Below are 18,438 nucleotides of genomic sequence, written 5' to 3'. Positions count from 1 at the left end.
ACATTTAAAAAGGCGCTTGCTATGCTGGGATCCAGCGGAGCAGGCGCCTTTTTGTCAGGAAATTAGAAAATTCTATTTAACTTTTCGATCATGGATGCCTTTATAACTCATCGGTGCGTCTCCAAAGTATTTGTTCCAAATGGTCAGATACGTTCCGTCTTGCTGCATGGTAGCCAGTGCATTATCAACGGCGGCCACGAGATCCGGATTCCCTTTTACAAAGGCTGCGGAAATTTCAGACACCTGATCGGCGGATTCGGCGCCAGCAACCGGCAGGTCCGGGAACTGCTGCTTCAGATTGGTCACGGATAACTGGTCCGAAATGACGGCATCCAGCTCTCCCTTTGCGAGCTTGTTGGCTGCGTCTGATACATACTTGATCGGGACGATGTCCGCTCCATGCTTCCTGGCCAATTCCTTATAAATTCCGGTTGGGTTCAGGCCGACACGTTTGCCCTTGATATCCGAGAAGGTGCGGATCTGATCTTCACCCGTGGAACGCACAAGCAGAACCGGGGTTGAGGATAGATAAGCGACGGAAAAATCATAGAGGGCCCGCCGGTCCGGCTTGTCTTCAATCTGGTTGAAGACGGCGTCGTATTTGCCTTCCGTCAATCCTGGCAGCAGATTCTCCCACTCGGTTTCAACGAATTCTGCTCTTAGCTCCATATGACGGGCAACCTCTTCAGCGATTTCCACATCAAAACCTGTAAGTCTTCCGCCCGTTCCATGGTAACTGAAAGGGGGATAATCCCGTTCCGTTGCAATTCGCAGGGTCCCGCGCTCCACGGCATTCCGAAGCAGGAAGCCGGTGTTTACCCGATAAGGATTTACGCCCATGTTGGGGGTTGGCACCCGGTCATTGCTGTCAGGCGTGCATCCGGTAAGTACAATTGAACCGATCAGTGTGAATAAACAGGCAAGACTGATCCAACGTAACGATTTTGTTCCGCGCATGATTCCAGAACCCATCCTTTCTTTATTCACGGTCCTTCGAGGCCCATTTCGTAATGTTAGGATGTCCCAAAGGATGGTTCGTATATTCGTGAAATGTCGGTACACGGCAAGAACTTAGGTCTCTAATCGGAAATAAGAGGAGATTGAAAATAGACTGTGCTATCTCCGTCTGCAGCAGCAGCGGAAAAGCACAGCCTATTTTTGCTAGATAGAATTGAAGCAAACGTTGACATGCTCTTGATACACACTTTATGCTTCTTAACGGGCCATCCATCCGCCATCAACACAAAGCACATGTCCGTTCATGTAATCCGAAGCGGCGGAAGCGAGGAATACGGCGGGTCCGCCAATATCCTCGGGTTTCCCCCAGCGTCCGGCAGGAATACGTTCCGTAATGGAAGTCCGTCGTTCCTCATCCTGACGGATGGCTGCCGTATTATCAGTTTCGATATAACCGGGAGCAATTCCGTTTACCTGAATGCCGCTGGCTGCCCATTCATTGGCCAAAGCCTTGGTTAAGCCGGCAACGCCATGCTTGCTGGCCGTGTAACCGGGCACATTGATTCCGCCTTGGTAGGACAGCATGGAGCAAATGTTAATGATTTTGCCGCTGCCGCGTTCAATCATATGTCTTCCGGCAAGTTGGGACAGCAAAAATACGGTATTCAGATTCAAGTCAATCACGTCAAGCCAATCTTGAGTACCATGATCTTTGGCGGGCGTCCGGCGGATAATGCCGGCATTGTTTACGAGAATGTCCACATGCCCCGTCAGCTCCAGCGCTTGGTCAAAAGTTTGCTGGAGTTTACTCTGGTCGCTTAGATCGGCCTGAATTTCGGAAGCTTTTCTGCCGAGTGAAGTGATGGCTTCTATCGTTTCGGCGCTTGTATTCATGGACACGGCAACGATATCCGCGCCGGCTTCGGCTAGAGCTATCGCTATGCCTTGCCCTAGTCCTCTGGCGGAGCCGGTGACGATTGCGGTTTTGCCTGATAAGTCAAACCTGTTCATGCTCCAGTATCCCCTCTCATTTGCTCTCTATTAGTAATGATGAAGTTAGGCGGGTTTTGAGTTTCATGTTGCGTTTACAGCATGGTAACGCCGGCACCTTCATATTGTTTGATCGTCTCGGGTGACAGTCCCGCATCGGTCATGATGCCGCTGATCTCCTGCAGGGATGAAAATGTCCTTAATGCCGTTTGACCGAATTTGTGATGGTCGACAACGGCATAAACCTCCAGCGAGGTTTCGATTAATGCCCGTTTGAAAGGGATCAAGTCCCCGGTATATATGGACAATCCATGATCAAGATGGACGCCCGTGGCGGATATGAAGGCTTTTTGAATGTTCAGCTGTGATACATACGATACACCTTCAGGGCCAGCGAGCATATTTCGGACCCGGTAGCCCCCCGGAACGACCAAACGGATATGATTTTTGCTCGCCAATTCGCTGATGATATACACATCGTTCGTAATGACCGTCAGAGGCACATCCTCCAGCCTGCGGGCAATCTCCAACGTGGTGCTGCCTCCGTCTAAGGCAATGATGTCATCGGTATTGATATGCTTCAGCGCTTTCAGCGCGATTTCGGTCTTTTCAGTCGGATGTTTGGCAAGCGGTTCTTTGGACGGCAGGATACCGAATTGATCGCTGTGCGCAAGGACAGCTCCGCCATGCACACGAACGATTAGACCCTGTTCCTCCAGCTTGGTCAGATCCTCGCGTATGGTTTTTCCGGTTACTTGAAGCTGCTGGCTTAGGTCGGCGACAGTCACTTCTTTATGGGTTAGAAGGTACTCCATTATTTTTTCATAGCGTCGTAACGGGTTCATATGAATCTCAACTCTTCCGTGGGTTAATGGATAATCCCCTCTATTTTAAATCCTTTATGGACACCGGGTCCATATCATCATAACGTTTATTATCTCCGGCCATGCCCCAGATAAAGGTATAGTTGCTTGTGCCTACGCCGCTGTGGATCGACCAGCTTGGCGAAATCACGGCCTGTTCATTGCGCATGACGATGTGCCGCGTTTCATTGGGTTCACCCATCAGATGGATGACAACCGCCTCTTCCGGTAAATCAAAATAGAGATAAGCCTCCATGCGTCTAGGGTGGGTATGGGCAGGCATCGTGTTCCACATGTTTCCTTCTTTGAGCAGGGTCATACCCATAACAAGCTGGGCGCTCTCAATGCCTTTTTGATGGATGAAACGATAGATCACGCGATCATTGGAATTTTTGATATCGCCCAAAGCGCTGGAATCGGCTTCCTCCAGAGTGGCCTTGGCTGTCGGGAATGATTGGTGCGCCGGAGCAGAATTTAAATAGAATTTAGCCGGATTTGTTGGATCCGTGCTTTTAAAAATAACCTCTTCCGTGCCCATGCCAACGTACAAGCATTCTTTGTTGTTCAGCTCATGCTCCGCACCGTCCACCAGCACGGTACCATGTCCGCCAATATTGATAATGCCAAGCTCACGGCGTTCCAGGAATGAGGAAACACCCAGCTCTTTAAGGTCGGTTTCCAATTTGACTTGTTCTTGAACGGGAGCGGCGCCACCGATAATCATACGATCTTCGTGCGTCAGGACAAGCTCCAGCTTGTCAGGCGTAAACAGGACGGGGATATGGAATTCCTTGCGGAGTCTTTCTGTGTCATATTGTTTCACTTCATTAGGGTGTGATGCATAACGTCTTTCCATGTTCGTTCATCTCCTCATTCTATTATAATGAATTCATAATGTTCATATAAGTACAAATTACTCCATTTACGTTCACATTACAAGAGTTAAATACAAAATGAACCATAAATATACCTGGTGAACATCGAGCCGACTTCATTTATATCTGACTGAACTTGGAGCAGAAAGGGAAGAACTAGCATCAATGGGGATGGGCAGGCTGCCCTGAAATGATTCTTCAGCAAGGCTAGCTATGAAGTGAACAAGGTACGACTAGGAGATTGATAACCCGATGAAAAGAATGATTGTAATCTTAACAGCTGTGCTCGCAGTGACCGGTTCTCAAAATGCAACTGATGTCCCGCATTATCCTTATCATCAAACCAGGGAACAGGAAGTCTGGATGAGGTCGGAGAATGAGCGCGATCAGGCCTGGGTTAATATTGCCCATCGGGGGGCATCGGGTTATGCACCGGAAAATACGATGGCTTCATTTGTTAAAGCATTGGATATGGGAGCGGACATGCTGGAATTGGATGTCCAATTGAGCAAGGATGGACAGGTCGTTGTGATTCACGATTCCACGGTTGAACGAACCACCGATGGGCAGGGAGAAGTAGGCGATTTAACCTTTGAGGAGCTGCGTATGCTGGATGCAGGTTCATGGTACGATTCGACGTTTAAAGGAGAAGTCATTCCCGCTTTGGCGGAGGTGCTTGAGCATTTCGCCGGGCGTATCGGGCTGTTGATCGAATTGAAATCTCCCTCCCGGTATCCGGGTATAGAGGAGAGGGTCGCAGACGAATTGAAAAGGTATATCATCGGCGCTGATGGTGGTGAGAGATACAAGGACCTGATCATCGTGCAGTCAGCAGATACGGACTCTCTCCTTCGATTCCGTCAGCTGATGCCCGATATCCCGCTGGGCGTTGTTATCACCAGTGCGGGCGACTTATCCAAGCAGCGGCTGGAAGAAATGAAGACTTATGCGGAGTATGTGAATGTATCGATGAGGCTGGTATCCAAAGGGCTGGTTCAAAAGATACATCAATCCGGGCTCAAAACGATGGTCTGGACCATCCGGGATATGCTGCAAATTCCTTATGTGCTTCAAATTAACGTGGATGGGATTATTACGGATTATCCGGATCGGGTACCGATTTCGATTTCGAACAGGAAAATGATCAGATAAATGGCATAACGTCGTTGACAACCTTTTGAGAAATCAAGGGTTGTTTTTTTTATTTGTGTGCAAGTAAATATAACACAATAATCGAAATTCAGATTAAATCGCAGTTTTTTTTATAATTATGTTAGATAATATAACTCAATGATATGAAAAATAAGCTAAATTTTTATTATTATCGTAAAAATGAATAAAATAATGTCAATATTATTGACATAAGAAATATAAGGCAACTATAATGTGGGATAACGAACAGAGAAGTCAGGTTGCAGATAGAATGTTCGGAAACGTAAAAAAAGGGAGTTGGGAGCGAATGAAGAAACAAAGCGTGATCGTTAAAGGCTGGGCCTCATTTGTATTATGTGCGATTTTGATGTCAGGCTGCGTGACGGAAAAGGAAGCCGCTCCAACCGCCGGAGCGGATAACGGGGGTCCGGCGGTAGAAGCCGCAGGCGATTCGATTAAGGTTGGCATTCTTCACTCACTCAGCGGAACGATGGCCATCAGCGAAGTATCCGTTAAGGATGCGGAGATGCTTGCCATCGAAGAAATCAATGCGGCTGGCGGCGTGCTTGGCAAGCAGATCGAACCCGTGATCGAGGACGGTGCCTCGGATTGGCCGACTTTCGCGGAGAAGGCGGGCAAACTGCTGCAGCAGGACAAGGTTGCCGCCGTCTTCGGAGGCTGGACCTCCGCCAGCCGGAAAGCCATGCTCCCTGTTTTCGAACAGAACAACGGCCTTTTATTCTATCCGGTCCAATATGAAGGGCTGGAATCCTCACCTAACATTTTTTATACGGGTGCAACAACCAATCAGCAGATCGTACCCTCGGTGACCTGGCTGCTGGAGAACCGCGGCAAAAAAATGTTCCTCCTCGGCTCCGATTACGTGTTTCCGAGAACGGCCAACAAGATCATCAAGGCCCAGCTGACGGCCGAGGGCGGCGAACTGGCTGGCGAGGAATACACGCCGCTGGGCCATACCGATTTCAGCACGATCATAGCCAAGATCAAAGAGGCGAAGCCCGATATTGTCTATAACACGCTAAACGGCGACAGCAATGTGGCCTTCTTCAAGCAGCTGAAGGATGCGGGCATAACCTCCAAAGATATGACCACGCTGTCGGTTAGTGTTGCGGAGGAGGAAATCCGCGGCATCGGCGCGGACATACTGGAGGGACATCTGGCAGCCTGGAACTATTATCAGTCTACCGAAACTCCGGAGAACAAGGCTTTTGTTGACAAATACAAAGCAAAATACGGCGCTGACCGCGTGACGGCCGACCCGATCGAAGCGGGGTATACCGCGGTGTACTTATGGAAGGCCGCGGTGGAGAAGGCAGGAACAACAGAGGTGGCCCAGGTGAAGGAAGCGGCAAAAGGCATTGAGTTCGCCGCTCCGGAAGGAAAAGTAACCATTGATGGCGAGAATCAGCATATTCATAAAACGGTTCGCATCGGCGAGGTGCAGGCTGACGGACAATTCAAGGAGCTCTGGAATTCGGGAGAACCCGTTAAACCGGATCCCTATCTGAAAACCTATGATTGGGCGAAGGGATTAAGCGGAGAATAAAGCTTCATCTCATGCATGGAAGGCCTTCGGGTTTTTTCGTGAAAGGAGGTTCACCCGGATGGAAATGACGATCCTGCAAGTGTTTAACGGACTCAGCGTCAGCTCGATCCTATTATTGATCGCTCTTGGCTTAGCAGTGACGTTCGGCTTGATGAATGTCATTAATATGGCCCATGGCGAGCTGATCATGATCGGTGCTTACTCAACGTACGTCACGCAGGGTTTGTTTACCGCGTATATGCCGAAATCCTGGTTCGACACCTATTTCATCGCGGCTTTGCTTGTATCGTTCTTGGTTGCAGCCGCCGTCGGATGGCTGCTTGAAATGGTGCTCATACGGCATCTGTACGGCAGGCCGCTGGATAGTTTGCTCGCCACATGGGGCGTCGGGATGATGCTCCAGCAAATCGCAAGATTCATCTTCGGCGCGCCGAATGTGGCTGTTACCAGCCCGTCCTGGCTAAACGGCGGGCTGGCGATCACTTCAAGCATCGTCCTTCCATACAAGCGGCTGTTCATCATCGTATTGGTGGCCGTCGTGCTGACAGCCATGTATCTCTATATTTACAGAACGGTCCAAGGCCGAAGAATGCGGGCGGTGATGCAAAATCGAAGCATGGCCGGGTGTCTCGGTATTTCAACCCGACGCGTGGACGGCCTGACGTTTGCGATCGGCTCGGGCATTGCCGGCATTGCCGGCTGTGCGTTGACACTGCTCGGCCCGATCGGTCCCTCGATAGGAACCTACTATATCGTCGATGCTTTCATGGTGGTGGTCCTCGGCGGCGTCGGGAAATTGATCGGCACGGTTGCCGGGGCGCTGGGCATCGGCGTGTTTAATACGCTGTTTGAGACCTACACTTCGGCATCTATCGGCAAAGTGCTGGTATTCGCCTGCATCGTGGCATTCCTGCAGTGGAAGCCACGCGGGCTTGTTGCGCTACGAACACGCAGCCTGGATTAGAGAGGAGGGGATGGTATGGTGCTGAAATGGTTGACAGGAAATCCCGGCAGCCGATCGAAACGGATTTTGTGGAGCGTGGTATTGCTCTTGATGTGTATGGCTCCCTTGTTTACGACCCCTTTTCGCCTCGGATTGTTGACGAAATTTCTGGCTTTGGCGATCCTGGCGGTTGGGCTTGACCTGATCTGGGGTTATGGCGGCATTCTAAGCCTGGGGCACGGTGTGTTCTTTGGATTAGGCGCTTATGCCATGGCCATGTATTTGAAGCTGGACGCCAGCGGCGCGTCCCTGCCTGATTTCATGGGATGGAGCGGAGTGACGGCGCTCCCATGGTTCTGGGAGCCGTTCCGATCTTTTCCCGTGGCCTTGCTACTCGGGATGCTGCTTCCGGCCCTGCTCGCGTTAATACTCGGATATTTTACGTTCCGCAACCGGATCGTTGGCGTTTATTTTACGATCCTGACGCAGGCTCTGGTCATGATCGTGGTTACGCTGTTTGTAGGCAAGCAGGAGTGGACGGGAGGCACGAACGGGCTTACGGGTTACAACTCCATTTTGGGTTTTAATCTGAACGCGCCGTCAACGAAAATCGGATTGTATTTTGTTACACTGGCCGCTCTGGCAGGAACCTATATTCTATGCAGAAGAATTGTGAACAGTAGGGTGGGCCAGGTGCTGGAAGCGTCCAGGGATGGAGAGAACAGGGTCCGGTTTCTGGGATTTGACCCGTCCCGCTACAAAACTTTTGCTTTTTCCGTATCGGGCGGTCTGGCCGGGCTTGCAGGCATGCTGTTTGTCCTTCAGGTCGGCATTATTTCGCCGTCCATGATGGGCATCGTTCCGTCCATTGAAATGGTGCTCTGGGTCGCTCTCGGCGGCAGGGGAACGCTGATCGGCGCTATTATTGGTGCCGTGCTGTTGAACGCAGCCAAGACCGGGATCAGCGAGGCTTATCCGGAAGGATGGCTGCTCGTATTGGGTGCTTTATTTGTCATCGTTGTTGTGTTGATGCCGAAAGGATTGACCGGATTGTGGAGCAAGGTGGTTTCGTCATTATCCCGAAGAGGAGGGACTGTCCATGCAGCCGTACGCGAAGAGAGTTGATATGCCGCTAGCCGTCCATGGAGAAGTCAGGGACATCGGTATTTCCCCTATCGTGCTGTCCGCGGAGAACATTACGGTCACTTTTGGCGGGTTTGTGGCGGTGAACGATATGAATCTGGCGCTGCGTCAGCATGAGCTGCATTTTCTGATCGGCCCGAACGGCGCGGGAAAAACCACGATGCTGGACGTGATCTGCGGGAAAACTAAGCCTGCCGCAGGAAGGGTGCTGCTTGGGGATGGCATGGAGATCACCAGAAAGCGGGAGTATGAAATCGCCCGCCTCGGCGTGGGACGCAAATTTCAAGCGCCGTCGATATTTCCTAACCTGAGCGTCAAAGAAAACCTGGAGCTGACCGTCGATCCCGATCGAAGCGTGTTCCGTGCGCTGAAGGCCAGGAGAAATCGGTGCACCACATTCGAGATGAAGAAGGTTCTGGAGTTGATCGGGCTGCCCGAGAGGCTTTATGTTCGGGCAGGCTCTCTGTCGCATGGGGAGAAGCAATGGCTGGAGATCGGCATGCTGCTGCTTCAGAAGCCGCGGCTTCTGCTGCTCGATGAGCCGGTAGCCGGGATGACGGACGAGGAGACGATGAAGACCGGTGAGCTCCTCCAGCGTATCGCCAAGGAATGCTCCGTCGTTGTGGTCGAGCACGATATGGAGTTTGTGCGCTCTTTTGCCGCCAAGGTTACCGTGATGCATGAAGGGAAGCTGCTGAAGGAAGGCTCCATGCAGGAGATTCAGCGTGATCCCCTGGTAGCCGAGGTTTATCTGGGAAAAAGGAGGGAGGCGAATGCTCAAGCTGCAGGGCATTGAATCGGGCTACGGGGAGAGTCCCGTACTACGCGGTGTAACCATGGTTGTCGACCCGGCCAAGGTCGTATGTCTGATAGGGCGCAACGGCGTCGGGAAAACCACACTCATGCGGACCTTAACCGGGCAGCTGAAAATCCGGCAGGGGCGGATGACTCTTGGCGAGCAGGAGGTTACCGGCTGGGATTCCGTAAAAAGGGCGAGAGGCGGCATCGGGTATGTCCCGCAAGGGCGAGAGATTTTTCCTCAGCTTACGGTGAAGGAGAATCTGCTGCTCGGACTCGAGCCAAGCGTGCCGAGGAGGAAGGCATTCCCGGAGGATGTGTTAGCCCTGTTCCCAGTGCTGCCGCAAATGTACCACCGTCAGGGCGGCGATTTAAGCGGCGGACAGCAGCAGCAGCTCGCCTTCGCGAGGGCGCTTGCCTCCCGGCCCAAGGTGCTGCTGCTCGACGAGCCGACCGAAGGAATCCAGCCTTCCATCGTGGAGGAAATTCAAGACGTCATCCGGGGGATTAAAGCCAAAGGGGAAACGTCGGTCATTCTGGTGGAGCAGAGCATCGAGTTCGTCCGGAGCGTAGCCGACTATATCTATGTGATGGATAAAGGTACAATTGTTGCCGAAGGGGTACAGGATGCTATCGATATGGAGCAGTTCGAGCATTATTTGACGGTCTAAGTAAGAGTATTCATGCGCTAGTTCATTGGCGTTGTGAGTAAAGTATCATCACCATTTGAAAAAATAGGAAGTTGTCCCTGTATGGGTTCGTTTTTTTCACCTGCAGGGGCAGCTCTTTTTTTATTTTGATCTTGCTATTTTTGAGATGCGGGGTTAGAATGTGAGTGATTCAACTTGTACGTACATTTATAAGTATATTGATAATTATTGTATATAGGTATGTACAAGTTAGTGAGCAAGCATTCATACAGGAGGCGTTATTATTATGAAATTGAAACCGCATTCTTTTTGGTTCGTCACCGGAAGCCAGCACTTGTATGGTCCCGAAACGCTGGAGCAGGTAGCCGAGCATTCCCGCATCGTGGCAACGGAGTTTGATAAAGATCCTGTATTTTCCTACCCCATTGTGTTCAAGCCGATCGTAACGACACCCGATGAAATATACAACCTGATTCTTGAGGCTAACAACGATGAGTCCTGCGCAGGCATTATGACCTGGATGCACACCTTCTCCCCGGCCAAAATGTGGATTGCGGGGCTAGCCCAATTGCAGAAGCCGCTTCTTCATTTCCATACCCAATTCAACCGGGATATCCCTTGGGAAACGATTGATATGGACTTTATGAACCTCAACCAGTCTGCACACGGCGACCGCGAGTATGGCCATATCGGTGCCCGTCTGGGCATTGCCCGCAAGGTGGTTGTGGGCCATTGGGAAGACGGGGAGGTTCGCGACAGCATTGCCGGCTGGATGCGGACCGCCGCGGCCTATGCCGAAAGCCGCAGGCTGAAGGTGGCCCGCTTCGGCGATAATATGCGCCAGGTGGCGGTAACCGAAGGAGATAAAGTAGAAGCGCAAATCAAGCTTGGCTGGTCCGTGAACGGTTATGGCATCGGCGATCTTGTGCAGTCCATGAATGAAGTCGGCGATGATGAGGTAAAAGCCCTCTTGAATGAATATGCCGAATTGTATTCGATAACCAAGGAAGGGCTTAGCGATGGCCCCGTACGCGATTCGATTGCGTACCAAGCCCGGATCGAGATTGCGCTTCGTCGTTTCCTTGAGGAAGGCGGCTTTGGCGCATTCACGACGACCTTTGAGGATCTGCATGGGATGAAGCAGCTTCCGGGACTCGCCGTACAGCGTCTGATGGAGTCGGGTTACGGCTTCGGCGGGGAAGGGGATTGGAAAACAGCTGCCTTGACCCGTGTATTGAAGGTGCTTGCCGGCAATAAAAGCACTTCCTTCATGGAGGACTACACCTATCACTTTGAGCCGGGGAATCATATGATTCTTGGATCGCACATGCTGGAGGTATGTCCGACCATCGCATTGGATAAACCGACGCTGGAGGTTCATCCGCTCGGGATTGGGGGCAAGGGAGATCCGGCGCGTCTCGTGTTTAACGGCCAGGACGGCCCAGCTGTGAATGCTTCTCTGGTTGATCTCGGGCACCGCTTCAGACTGCTGGTGAATGTGGTGGATGGCGTCAAGGTTGAACAGCCGATGCCGAAGCTGCCGGTCGCCCGTGTGCTGTGGAAACCGCAGCCATCCCTTCGCGAGTCTGCGGAAGCGTGGATTTTGGCTGGCGGAGCGCACCATACCGTTCTATCTTATGCCATGACGGCAGAGCATTTGAGCGATTGGGCGGAGATGGTCGGCATTGAAGCGGTCATTATTGATAAGGATACAACGATACCGCGCTTCAAGAACGAGCTCCGTTGGAGTGAAGCCGCATACCGTCTGCGGTAACTGGTTCTGTCGGCATTCCCCTGGCCTGTGTTACAATAGCGAGATAACTTAGGATTGCAGGTGATCCTAACATAATGAGTGCGTGAGGCTAGAGGTGAATGATGAATAATAGACGGATACCCAAATATATTGTATTAAAAAACGAACTGCTCTCCTGGTTTGAATCCGGAAGGCTTCAAGCAGGCAAACAGGTTCCTTCGGAGCATGAAATCGCCGACCAGTTCGGCGTAAGCCGCCAGACGGTCCGCCAAACGTTCGGCGAGTTGGAGAAGGAGGGCTGGCTGGAAAGGATTCAGGGCAAAGGGACGTTCGCCAGAAATCCCGACCGGCGGGAGAGTGAGCAGGTTAAGACGATCGGCATCATTACAACTTACATCTCGGATTATATCTTCCCGCATATCGTTCGGGGAGCGGAGGCGGAGCTGCGCAGCAAGGGATATCGACTGCTGCTCTCCAGTACCGATAACAACAAGGAGAAGGAGATGGAGAGTCTTCAGCTCATGACCAGCCAGCCGCTCAGCGGGCTCATTATCGAGCCGACCAAGAGTGCGGAGGGGAACCCGAATTTGACGTATTTCCTGTCCCTGCAGGAGAAGGGAATTCCGTTTTTGATGATCAATGAGAAGTATCGGGAGCTGGAATGTCCTTGTCTGAAGCTTGATGATGAGCTTGGCGGTTACAAGGCCACACGTCATTTGATCGAGAACGGACACCAAGCGATAGCCGGATTCTTCAAGCGGGATGATCTTCAAGGCGTGAACCGGCTAAAAGGCTTCTTACGTGCGCATCGCGAGGCTGGAATTCCCGTTTCACCGGAGCGGGTGGTTACGTATACAACGGAACAGAAGGGAAGTCTTCCGTATGATCAGGCCATCCAGTTGCTGAAGCAGCCGGAGGAGCAGCGACCGACGGGGTTTGTATGTTATAACGACGAGCTGGCTGTATCTTTAGCGGAGGCTGCCGGGCAATGCGGACTGCAAATTCCGCAGGACGTGTCCATGGTCGGCTTCGATGATTCGACGCTTGCCGTTGCTTCCGGCGTGAAGCTGACGACGATGACCCACCCGAAAACAGAGATGGGAATCATGGCGGCCAGACAATTAATTAGTATGATTGAGTTTCATACCGTTATAGAGGATACGGTGTTTCAGCCGGAGCTGGTGGAGAGAGACTCGGTGAAGAAACGGTAGAGAATAAGGGAGTAAAAGGTCCGAGTTTCGGACCCTTGTCTGCCAACTTGTACGTACAACTATATTTTTCAAATATAGAGAGGAGCGGTTGTTCATGTTGGAGGATTTAAAGCAGCAGGTGCTGGAGGCGAATCTGGAGCTTCCGAAGCACGGACTCGTTACCTTTACATGGGGAAATGTCAGCGGCATCGACCGTGAACGTGGACTGTTTGTCATTAAGCCAAGCGGTGTGCCTTATGAGGATTTAAAAGCGGCCGATATGGTCGTTCTGGATTTGAAGGGAAATGTCGTTGAAGGGGATATGCGCCCTTCCTCCGATACCCCGACTCATCTGGTCCTATATCAGAACTTTAAAGAGATCGGCGGAATTGTGCACACCCACTCTCCATGGGGAACGAGCTGGGCTCAAGCCGGACGTGCGCTTCGTGCCTACGGAACGACGCACGCCGACTATTTTTACGGAGAGATTCCGGTTACACGGCCCATGACCCGCGAAGAAATTGAGGGAGCCTATGAGCTGGAGACGGGCAACGTCATTGTCGAGCGATTCGCGGACCTGGATCCGAACATGGTGCCCGGGGTGCTTGTCCATTCGCATGCCCCATTTGTGTGGGGCAAGGATCCGCATAATGCGGTGCATAATGCGGTCGTATTGGAGGAGTGCGCCAAGATTGCAGCCCGGATGCAGCAAATTAATCCGGAAACCGAACCGATGGATCAGACGCTGCTGGATCGCCATTTTTTGCGGAAGCATGGAGTTAATGCCTATTACGGTCAAAAGTAACGATTGTATTCATCATTCATGATTTCATCTGTAGGAGGAAATGAGATGGGGAATAAATACACCATTGGTGTCGATTACGGAACGCAGTCCGGGCGTGCGGTGTTGGTTAATTTGGCTGACGGGCAGGAAGTGGCGGATCATGTTACGCCTTACCGGCATCATGTCATCGATGAGTTTTTGCCAGGTTCCGGTAAGAAGCTGGAGCACGACTGGGCGCTTCAGCATCCAGGGGATTATTTGGAGGTTCTGAAGGTATCCGTGCCTGCCGTTATTCAGCAATCCGGTATAGATCCGGCGGATGTGATCGGCATTGGCATTGATTTTACGGCTTGCACCATGCTGCCCGTTGACGAGCTTGGGGAGCCGCTCTGCTTCCAACCGGAGCTGGCCGACCAGCCGCACAGCTGGGTTAAGCTGTGGAAGCATCATGCCGCCCAACCAGAAGCAGACAAGATCAACGCGATTGCCGCCGAGCGCGGAGAAGCCTTCTTGCCCCGCTATGGCGGGAAGATTTCTTCCGAATGGATGATTGCCAAGGTCTGGCAAATTCTTGATGAGGCACCGGCAATCTATGAACGTGCGGACCGATTCCTGGAAGCGACCGATTGGGTCATTTCCCAAATGACCGGCCAGATTGTCCGCAACAGCTGTACGGCGGGTTACAAGGCGATATGGCATAAACAAGACGGATATCCAAGCAAGGAATATTTTAAGGCGCTGGATCCCCGGCTGGAGGATCTGACCGATACGAAGCTGCGCGGAGAGGTCCGTCCCCTCGGCAGCAGCGCAGGCGGTCTTACTGAGAAGATGGCGGAGATGATGGGCTTAACTCCAGGGATTGCCGTGGCCGTCGGCAACGTTGACGCTCATGCTGCGGTGCCTGCGGTCGGTGTCGTCACTCCGGGCAAGCTGGTAATGGCGATGGGCACATCCATCTGCCATATGCTGCTCGGTACCGAAGAGAAACAGGTTGAAGGGATGTGCGGTGTCGTCGAGGACGGCATCATTCCCGGATTATACGGTTATGAAGCCGGGCAATCGGCAGTAGGCGATATTTTTGAATGGTACGTCGAGGAAGCGCTTCCCGCGTATGTAAAAGAAGCTGCGTCCGAGGAAGGAATCGGCGTGCATCAATGGCTTGAGCGAGAAGCTGCTGCCTATAAGCCGGGTCAAACCGGATTGCTTGCACTGGACTGGTGGAACGGCAACCGTTCCGTGCTGGTGGATACGGATCTGACCGGGCTGATGTTAGGGATGACCCTGTTGACGAAGCCGCAGGAAATCTACCGCGCCTTGCTTGAGGCGACCGCATTCGGCACGCGCAAAATCGTGGACGCTTTTCACGAGAACGGTGTCGCGGTGGATGTTCTGTATGCTTGCGGCGGACTGCCTCAAAAGAACCGTCTTTTGATGCAGATCTATGCGGATGTTACGAATCGCGAAATCATGGTGGCTGATTCCAAACAGACGCCGGCGCTTGGCGCCGCGATGTTCGCTGCAGTCGCTGCGGGCGAGGCGCAGGGCGGGTATGATTCGATTATCGATGCCGCCGAGAAGATGGCACGGGTGAAGGAAGAGACCTTCAAACCGATTCCGGAGCATGTGGAAGTGTATGAGCAGCTGTATCAGGAATACAGCAAGCTGCATGACTATTTTGGCCGGGGCGAAAACGACGTGATGAAACGGCTGAAACGGATTAAGCAAACGGCTGAATAGGCCCTGTCAGACTAGAAGCCTGAATAAATACGGCAGGATGGGATGAAGGAGAGAACGAATGTGACGGATTACTTGAACGATGCAAAAGGTTTAATGAACCGGATTAGGGAGCGGCAGCCGACGTTCCGCGGACTAGAAACCATGGTGCTTGAGCCCGGAGCTGTGCAAGACGTGCCTTCGCATCTTAAACGGCAGGGCCTCAGTTCACCAATCGTTGTTGCAGATGCGAATACGTATGAAGCGGCGGGTAAAAAGCTGGTGAAGAGCCTGGAAGCCGATGGTCAGAAGCCCCGGCTGTGTCTGATTCAGCCTGATGAGCAAGGCGATGTTGTGGCCGATGAACGCTCCTTGATGCAGCTGTTTATCGAAGTGGATCCTGAAGGGACAGGATGCTTAATCGCTGTGGGGTCCGGGACCATTCATGACATTACCCGCTTTGTGAGTCATCGGAGCGGCAAGCCGTTCATCTCGGTACCTACGGCACCTTCGGTCGACGGCTTTACTTCGGCGGGAGCGCCGATCGTGGTCCGGGGAGTCAAGCAAACCTTTGCGGCTACGGCTCCGATCGCGATATTCGCCGATCCGGACATTCTTGTGAAGGCACCGCAGCCGCTGGTAGCGGCAGGCTTTGGCGATATGCTCGGCAAATATACATCGCTGCTGGATTGGAAATTCTCGTCGGCCACGGCCGGCGAGCCCTATGATGATCAGGTAGCAGCCATTACGGAGAAGGCGCTTGAGGCTTGCATTCAGCATGTGGAGGCGATTGGCCAGCGTACGGAGGAAGGGATTCGCATTCTGATGACGGCTTTGATCGAGTCGGGTATCGCGATGCTGCTGTTCGGTCAGTCCCATCCTGCCTCCGGGGCGGAACATCATCTGTCGCATTATTGGGAGATGGAGTACTTGCGCCGGGGCAACCGGGCCCTGCTGCATGGTGCCAAGGTGGGGGTGGCCTGCAGCGAAATATCGAGCCTTTATCACGACGCGGCCGATAAGGGCGTGTATCCTAATGCCGAGCCTACACATTGGGAGACATATAAAGAGCAGGTTCAAGAGTGGCTGCGTAAGGTCCCTTCGAAGGAGGAGATCGCCGAGCTGCTGCGGCAAGCCGGAGGTCCGTCAACCCTGCAGGAGCTTGGCATTGATGACGAGCTGTTCCGGGAGAGTCTGCGTGAGGCGCACACGCTGCGCGACCGCCATACCATCTTGAGGGCTTTGAACGAGGCCAAGGTTGGTGTGAGGTAATAAGGAGAGTTATTTTAAGCGGATTGCAGGATGCGAGCTAAAGCTTGCACAGTGATCGATTCTGGTTTTGCTATTCGCATCTTTATAGTAGAGATTATGTTTTGTCAAAGAAGAAAGGGACTTTCGATGATCATTGAAAGTCCCTTTTTTGTGTTTTGAAATTCAGTATATTATCTTGGACGCGCGGAGCAGATCGCCGGAGTAGGCTTCGGTGATTTTTTAGTTCATATGCTTAAAGAGATGGATTCAGAACGCTTGGAAAATAATAAACATAATTTACGGATATATAGAAAATTATTTTCTTGTAAGCATTTACATTTAACTTTTTGTTTGATAGGCTATGGGTAAAGCAGCAAATCATACATCACTAAATCAGAAGGAGCGAGGATGATATGGGAAACAGGCTGAAGTATGATGTGGTGGTCATGGGCGGCGGCATATCGGGAGCAATGGCAGCCGTTGCGGCATCGAGTTTAGGGGTGAAGACGCTGATCGTAGAGTCCCATGGGTTTCTTGGCGGGACACTTACTGCGAATGGGGTAGGGCCGATGATGACATTCCATGCGGGAGAGAAGCTTGCCATTCAAGGGTTTACAGATCAGCTGATTGAACGGCTGAAGAAGCAGGGCAAGTCGCCGGGGCATATTTTCGATACGGTTGGCTTTACGTATTCGGTTACCCCGTTCGATGCCGAAGCGATGAAGCATGAGCTGGAGCTGATGGTCACCGAGAACGGAGGGGAGATTCTGTATCATACGATGCTGGCCGGCGTGAGGACCGAGGACGGACGAATCGTCAGCATCACAGTATGCAATAAATCAGGTTTGAGCGATATCGAGGCGTCTGTGTTTATCGACGGGACGGGAGACGGCGATTTGTCCGTCGGGGCAGGGGCCGAGTTCACCAAGGGCAGGGAATCCGATGGGGCCATGCAGCCGATGACGTTGAAGATGAAGATGTACAACGTCGACATTCCGAAGGTAAAACAATATATTCACGCCCATCCTGAAGACTTTCCACTGTATCAGGGCGACACGTCCATCATCGAGAAGGCGCCTCGCTTGTCGGTAGGCGGGTTCGACAGTCTGTTTAAACTGGCGAAGGAGAGGGGCGAGATCTCGATTCCGCGAGAGAATGTGCTATTCTTCGAGACCAATAACCCGGGCGAGGTCATACTGAATACGACCCGGATCCTCGGTCATGATCCGACGGATGCGTTCAGTCTGAGCAAGGCGGAGATGGAAGGGCGGAAGCAGTGCCGCGAGTTAGAGCTGTTCATGCGTAAGTATATTCCGGGCTTTGAGCATGCGGTCGTGGAATCGACCGGCCCGAATATTGGCATTCGGGGATCCCGTCAGATTAAGGGCGTGTACACGCTGACGGCCGATGATTTGCTGGAACAGCGGCTGTTCGAAGATACGATCGCGCATTCTGGCTACCCGATCGATATTCATAGTCCGGACGGCGAAGGTACGAAGCATCAGAAGCTGGAATGGGGCGGTATGTACAGCATTCCTTACTCCTGTATGGTCACGGATTCTGTGCTGAACCTGATCGTTATCGGCCGATGCATTTCGGCCACCTTCGAAGCGCAGGCCGCGATGCGGACGACACCGACGACGGGGGCGATCGGCCATGCCGGCGGGGTAGCATCCGCGTTGGCCGCGAAGAAAGGCATTCGCGTCCGGGATGTGGACATCAAGGAAGTGCAGTCCGTGCTGAAAGCACAGGGCGCTTATTTAGAAATATAGATGAAGATAAGCCTATTGAGAACTTGATTCGAGAGGA

Annotated in this window: 16 protein-coding genes; 12 read left to right on the top strand and 4 right to left on the bottom strand. The window is 52.3% G+C overall.

What is annotated here, in order from left to right; translation table 11 throughout:
- Nucleotides 1–72: 72 nt before the first annotated feature.
- From ACQKPA_RS24980 to kduI, 4 genes are all read right to left on the bottom strand, one after another.
- On the bottom strand, nt 73–957 hold the full coding sequence (locus ACQKPA_RS24980; protein ID WP_427495186.1) for a transporter substrate-binding domain-containing protein: 885 nt from the start codon (nt 955–957) through the stop codon (nt 73–75).
- Nucleotides 958–1,215: 258 nt separating this feature from the next.
- Nucleotides 1,216–1,968 (bottom strand): 2-dehydro-3-deoxy-D-gluconate 5-dehydrogenase KduD, encoded by a 753-nt coding sequence (gene kduD / locus ACQKPA_RS24975; RefSeq protein WP_427495184.1) that lies wholly within the window; start codon nt 1,966–1,968, stop codon nt 1,216–1,218.
- Nucleotides 1,969–2,042: 74 nt separating this feature from the next.
- Nucleotides 2,043–2,792: a DeoR/GlpR family DNA-binding transcription regulator gene (locus ACQKPA_RS24970; protein WP_427495183.1), complete on the bottom strand. Its 750-nt coding sequence runs from the start codon at nt 2,790–2,792 to the stop codon at nt 2,043–2,045.
- Between the two features lie 40 nt (nt 2,793–2,832).
- The gene (kduI, locus tag ACQKPA_RS24965) at nt 2,833–3,666 is read right to left on the bottom strand and encodes a 5-dehydro-4-deoxy-D-glucuronate isomerase (RefSeq protein WP_427495182.1); all 834 of its coding nucleotides are present in this window, start codon (nt 3,664–3,666) and stop codon (nt 2,833–2,835) included.
- Between the two features lie 271 nt (nt 3,667–3,937).
- Here kduI and ACQKPA_RS24960 point away from each other — a divergent pair, with 271 nt between their 5' ends.
- From ACQKPA_RS24960 to ACQKPA_RS24905, 12 genes are all read left to right on the top strand, one after another.
- Complete coding sequence (locus ACQKPA_RS24960; protein WP_427495181.1) at nt 3,938–4,837, top strand: glycerophosphodiester phosphodiesterase; 900 nt, start codon at nt 3,938–3,940, stop codon at nt 4,835–4,837.
- A 307-nt stretch (nt 4,838–5,144) separates the two neighbouring features.
- Nucleotides 5,145–6,404 (top strand): urea ABC transporter substrate-binding protein, encoded by a 1,260-nt coding sequence (gene urtA, locus ACQKPA_RS24955; RefSeq protein ID WP_427495180.1) that lies wholly within the window; start codon nt 5,145–5,147, stop codon nt 6,402–6,404.
- 58 nt (nt 6,405–6,462) lie between these two features.
- Nucleotides 6,463–7,368: an urea ABC transporter permease subunit UrtB gene (gene urtB / locus ACQKPA_RS24950; protein ID WP_220686106.1), complete on the top strand. Its 906-nt coding sequence runs from the start codon at nt 6,463–6,465 to the stop codon at nt 7,366–7,368.
- A gap of 15 nt (nt 7,369–7,383) precedes the next feature.
- A complete protein-coding gene (urtC, locus tag ACQKPA_RS24945; RefSeq protein WP_427495179.1) occupies nt 7,384–8,472 on the top strand; it encodes an urea ABC transporter permease subunit UrtC in 1,089 nt (362 codons plus the stop codon).
- The gene (gene urtD, locus ACQKPA_RS24940) at nt 8,447–9,286 is read left to right on the top strand and encodes an urea ABC transporter ATP-binding protein UrtD (RefSeq protein ID WP_427495177.1); all 840 of its coding nucleotides are present in this window, start codon (nt 8,447–8,449) and stop codon (nt 9,284–9,286) included. The genes urtC and urtD overlap by 26 nt, the downstream gene beginning before the upstream one ends.
- Nucleotides 9,264–9,959, top strand: coding sequence for an urea ABC transporter ATP-binding subunit UrtE (urtE, locus tag ACQKPA_RS24935; RefSeq protein ID WP_427495176.1), 696 nt, complete (start codon nt 9,264–9,266; stop codon nt 9,957–9,959). Before urtD ends, urtE begins: the two co-directional genes overlap by 23 nt.
- Before the next feature lie 265 nt (nt 9,960–10,224).
- Complete coding sequence (gene araA / locus ACQKPA_RS24930) at nt 10,225–11,712, top strand: L-arabinose isomerase (protein ID WP_260064382.1); 1,488 nt, start codon at nt 10,225–10,227, stop codon at nt 11,710–11,712.
- Between the two features lie 101 nt (nt 11,713–11,813).
- On the top strand, nt 11,814–12,902 hold the full coding sequence (locus ACQKPA_RS24925) for a GntR family transcriptional regulator (RefSeq protein WP_427495253.1): 1,089 nt from the start codon (nt 11,814–11,816) through the stop codon (nt 12,900–12,902).
- A gap of 94 nt (nt 12,903–12,996) precedes the next feature.
- Entirely contained in the window at nt 12,997–13,686 is a 690-nt protein-coding gene (gene araD / locus ACQKPA_RS24920; RefSeq protein ID WP_427495175.1) for an L-ribulose-5-phosphate 4-epimerase, read from the top strand.
- Nucleotides 13,687–13,731: 45 nt separating this feature from the next.
- Nucleotides 13,732–15,402, top strand: coding sequence for a ribulokinase (locus tag ACQKPA_RS24915; RefSeq protein ID WP_339295959.1), 1,671 nt, complete (start codon nt 13,732–13,734; stop codon nt 15,400–15,402).
- Nucleotides 15,403–15,462: 60 nt separating this feature from the next.
- Complete coding sequence (locus tag ACQKPA_RS24910) at nt 15,463–16,650, top strand: sn-glycerol-1-phosphate dehydrogenase (protein WP_427495174.1); 1,188 nt, start codon at nt 15,463–15,465, stop codon at nt 16,648–16,650.
- A 392-nt stretch (nt 16,651–17,042) separates the two neighbouring features.
- Nucleotides 17,043–18,401, top strand: a complete 1,359-nt coding sequence (locus ACQKPA_RS24905) for an FAD-dependent oxidoreductase (protein ID WP_427495173.1) — start codon at nt 17,043–17,045, stop codon at nt 18,399–18,401.
- The last annotated feature ends 37 nt before the right edge of the window (nt 18,402–18,438 follow it).

Source organism: Paenibacillus sp. NPDC093718 (assembly GCF_050279985.1).
Lineage (GTDB): Bacteria > Bacillota > Bacilli > Paenibacillales > Paenibacillaceae > Paenibacillus_AQ.
This window is presented reverse-complemented; position numbering and strand designations above follow the sequence as displayed.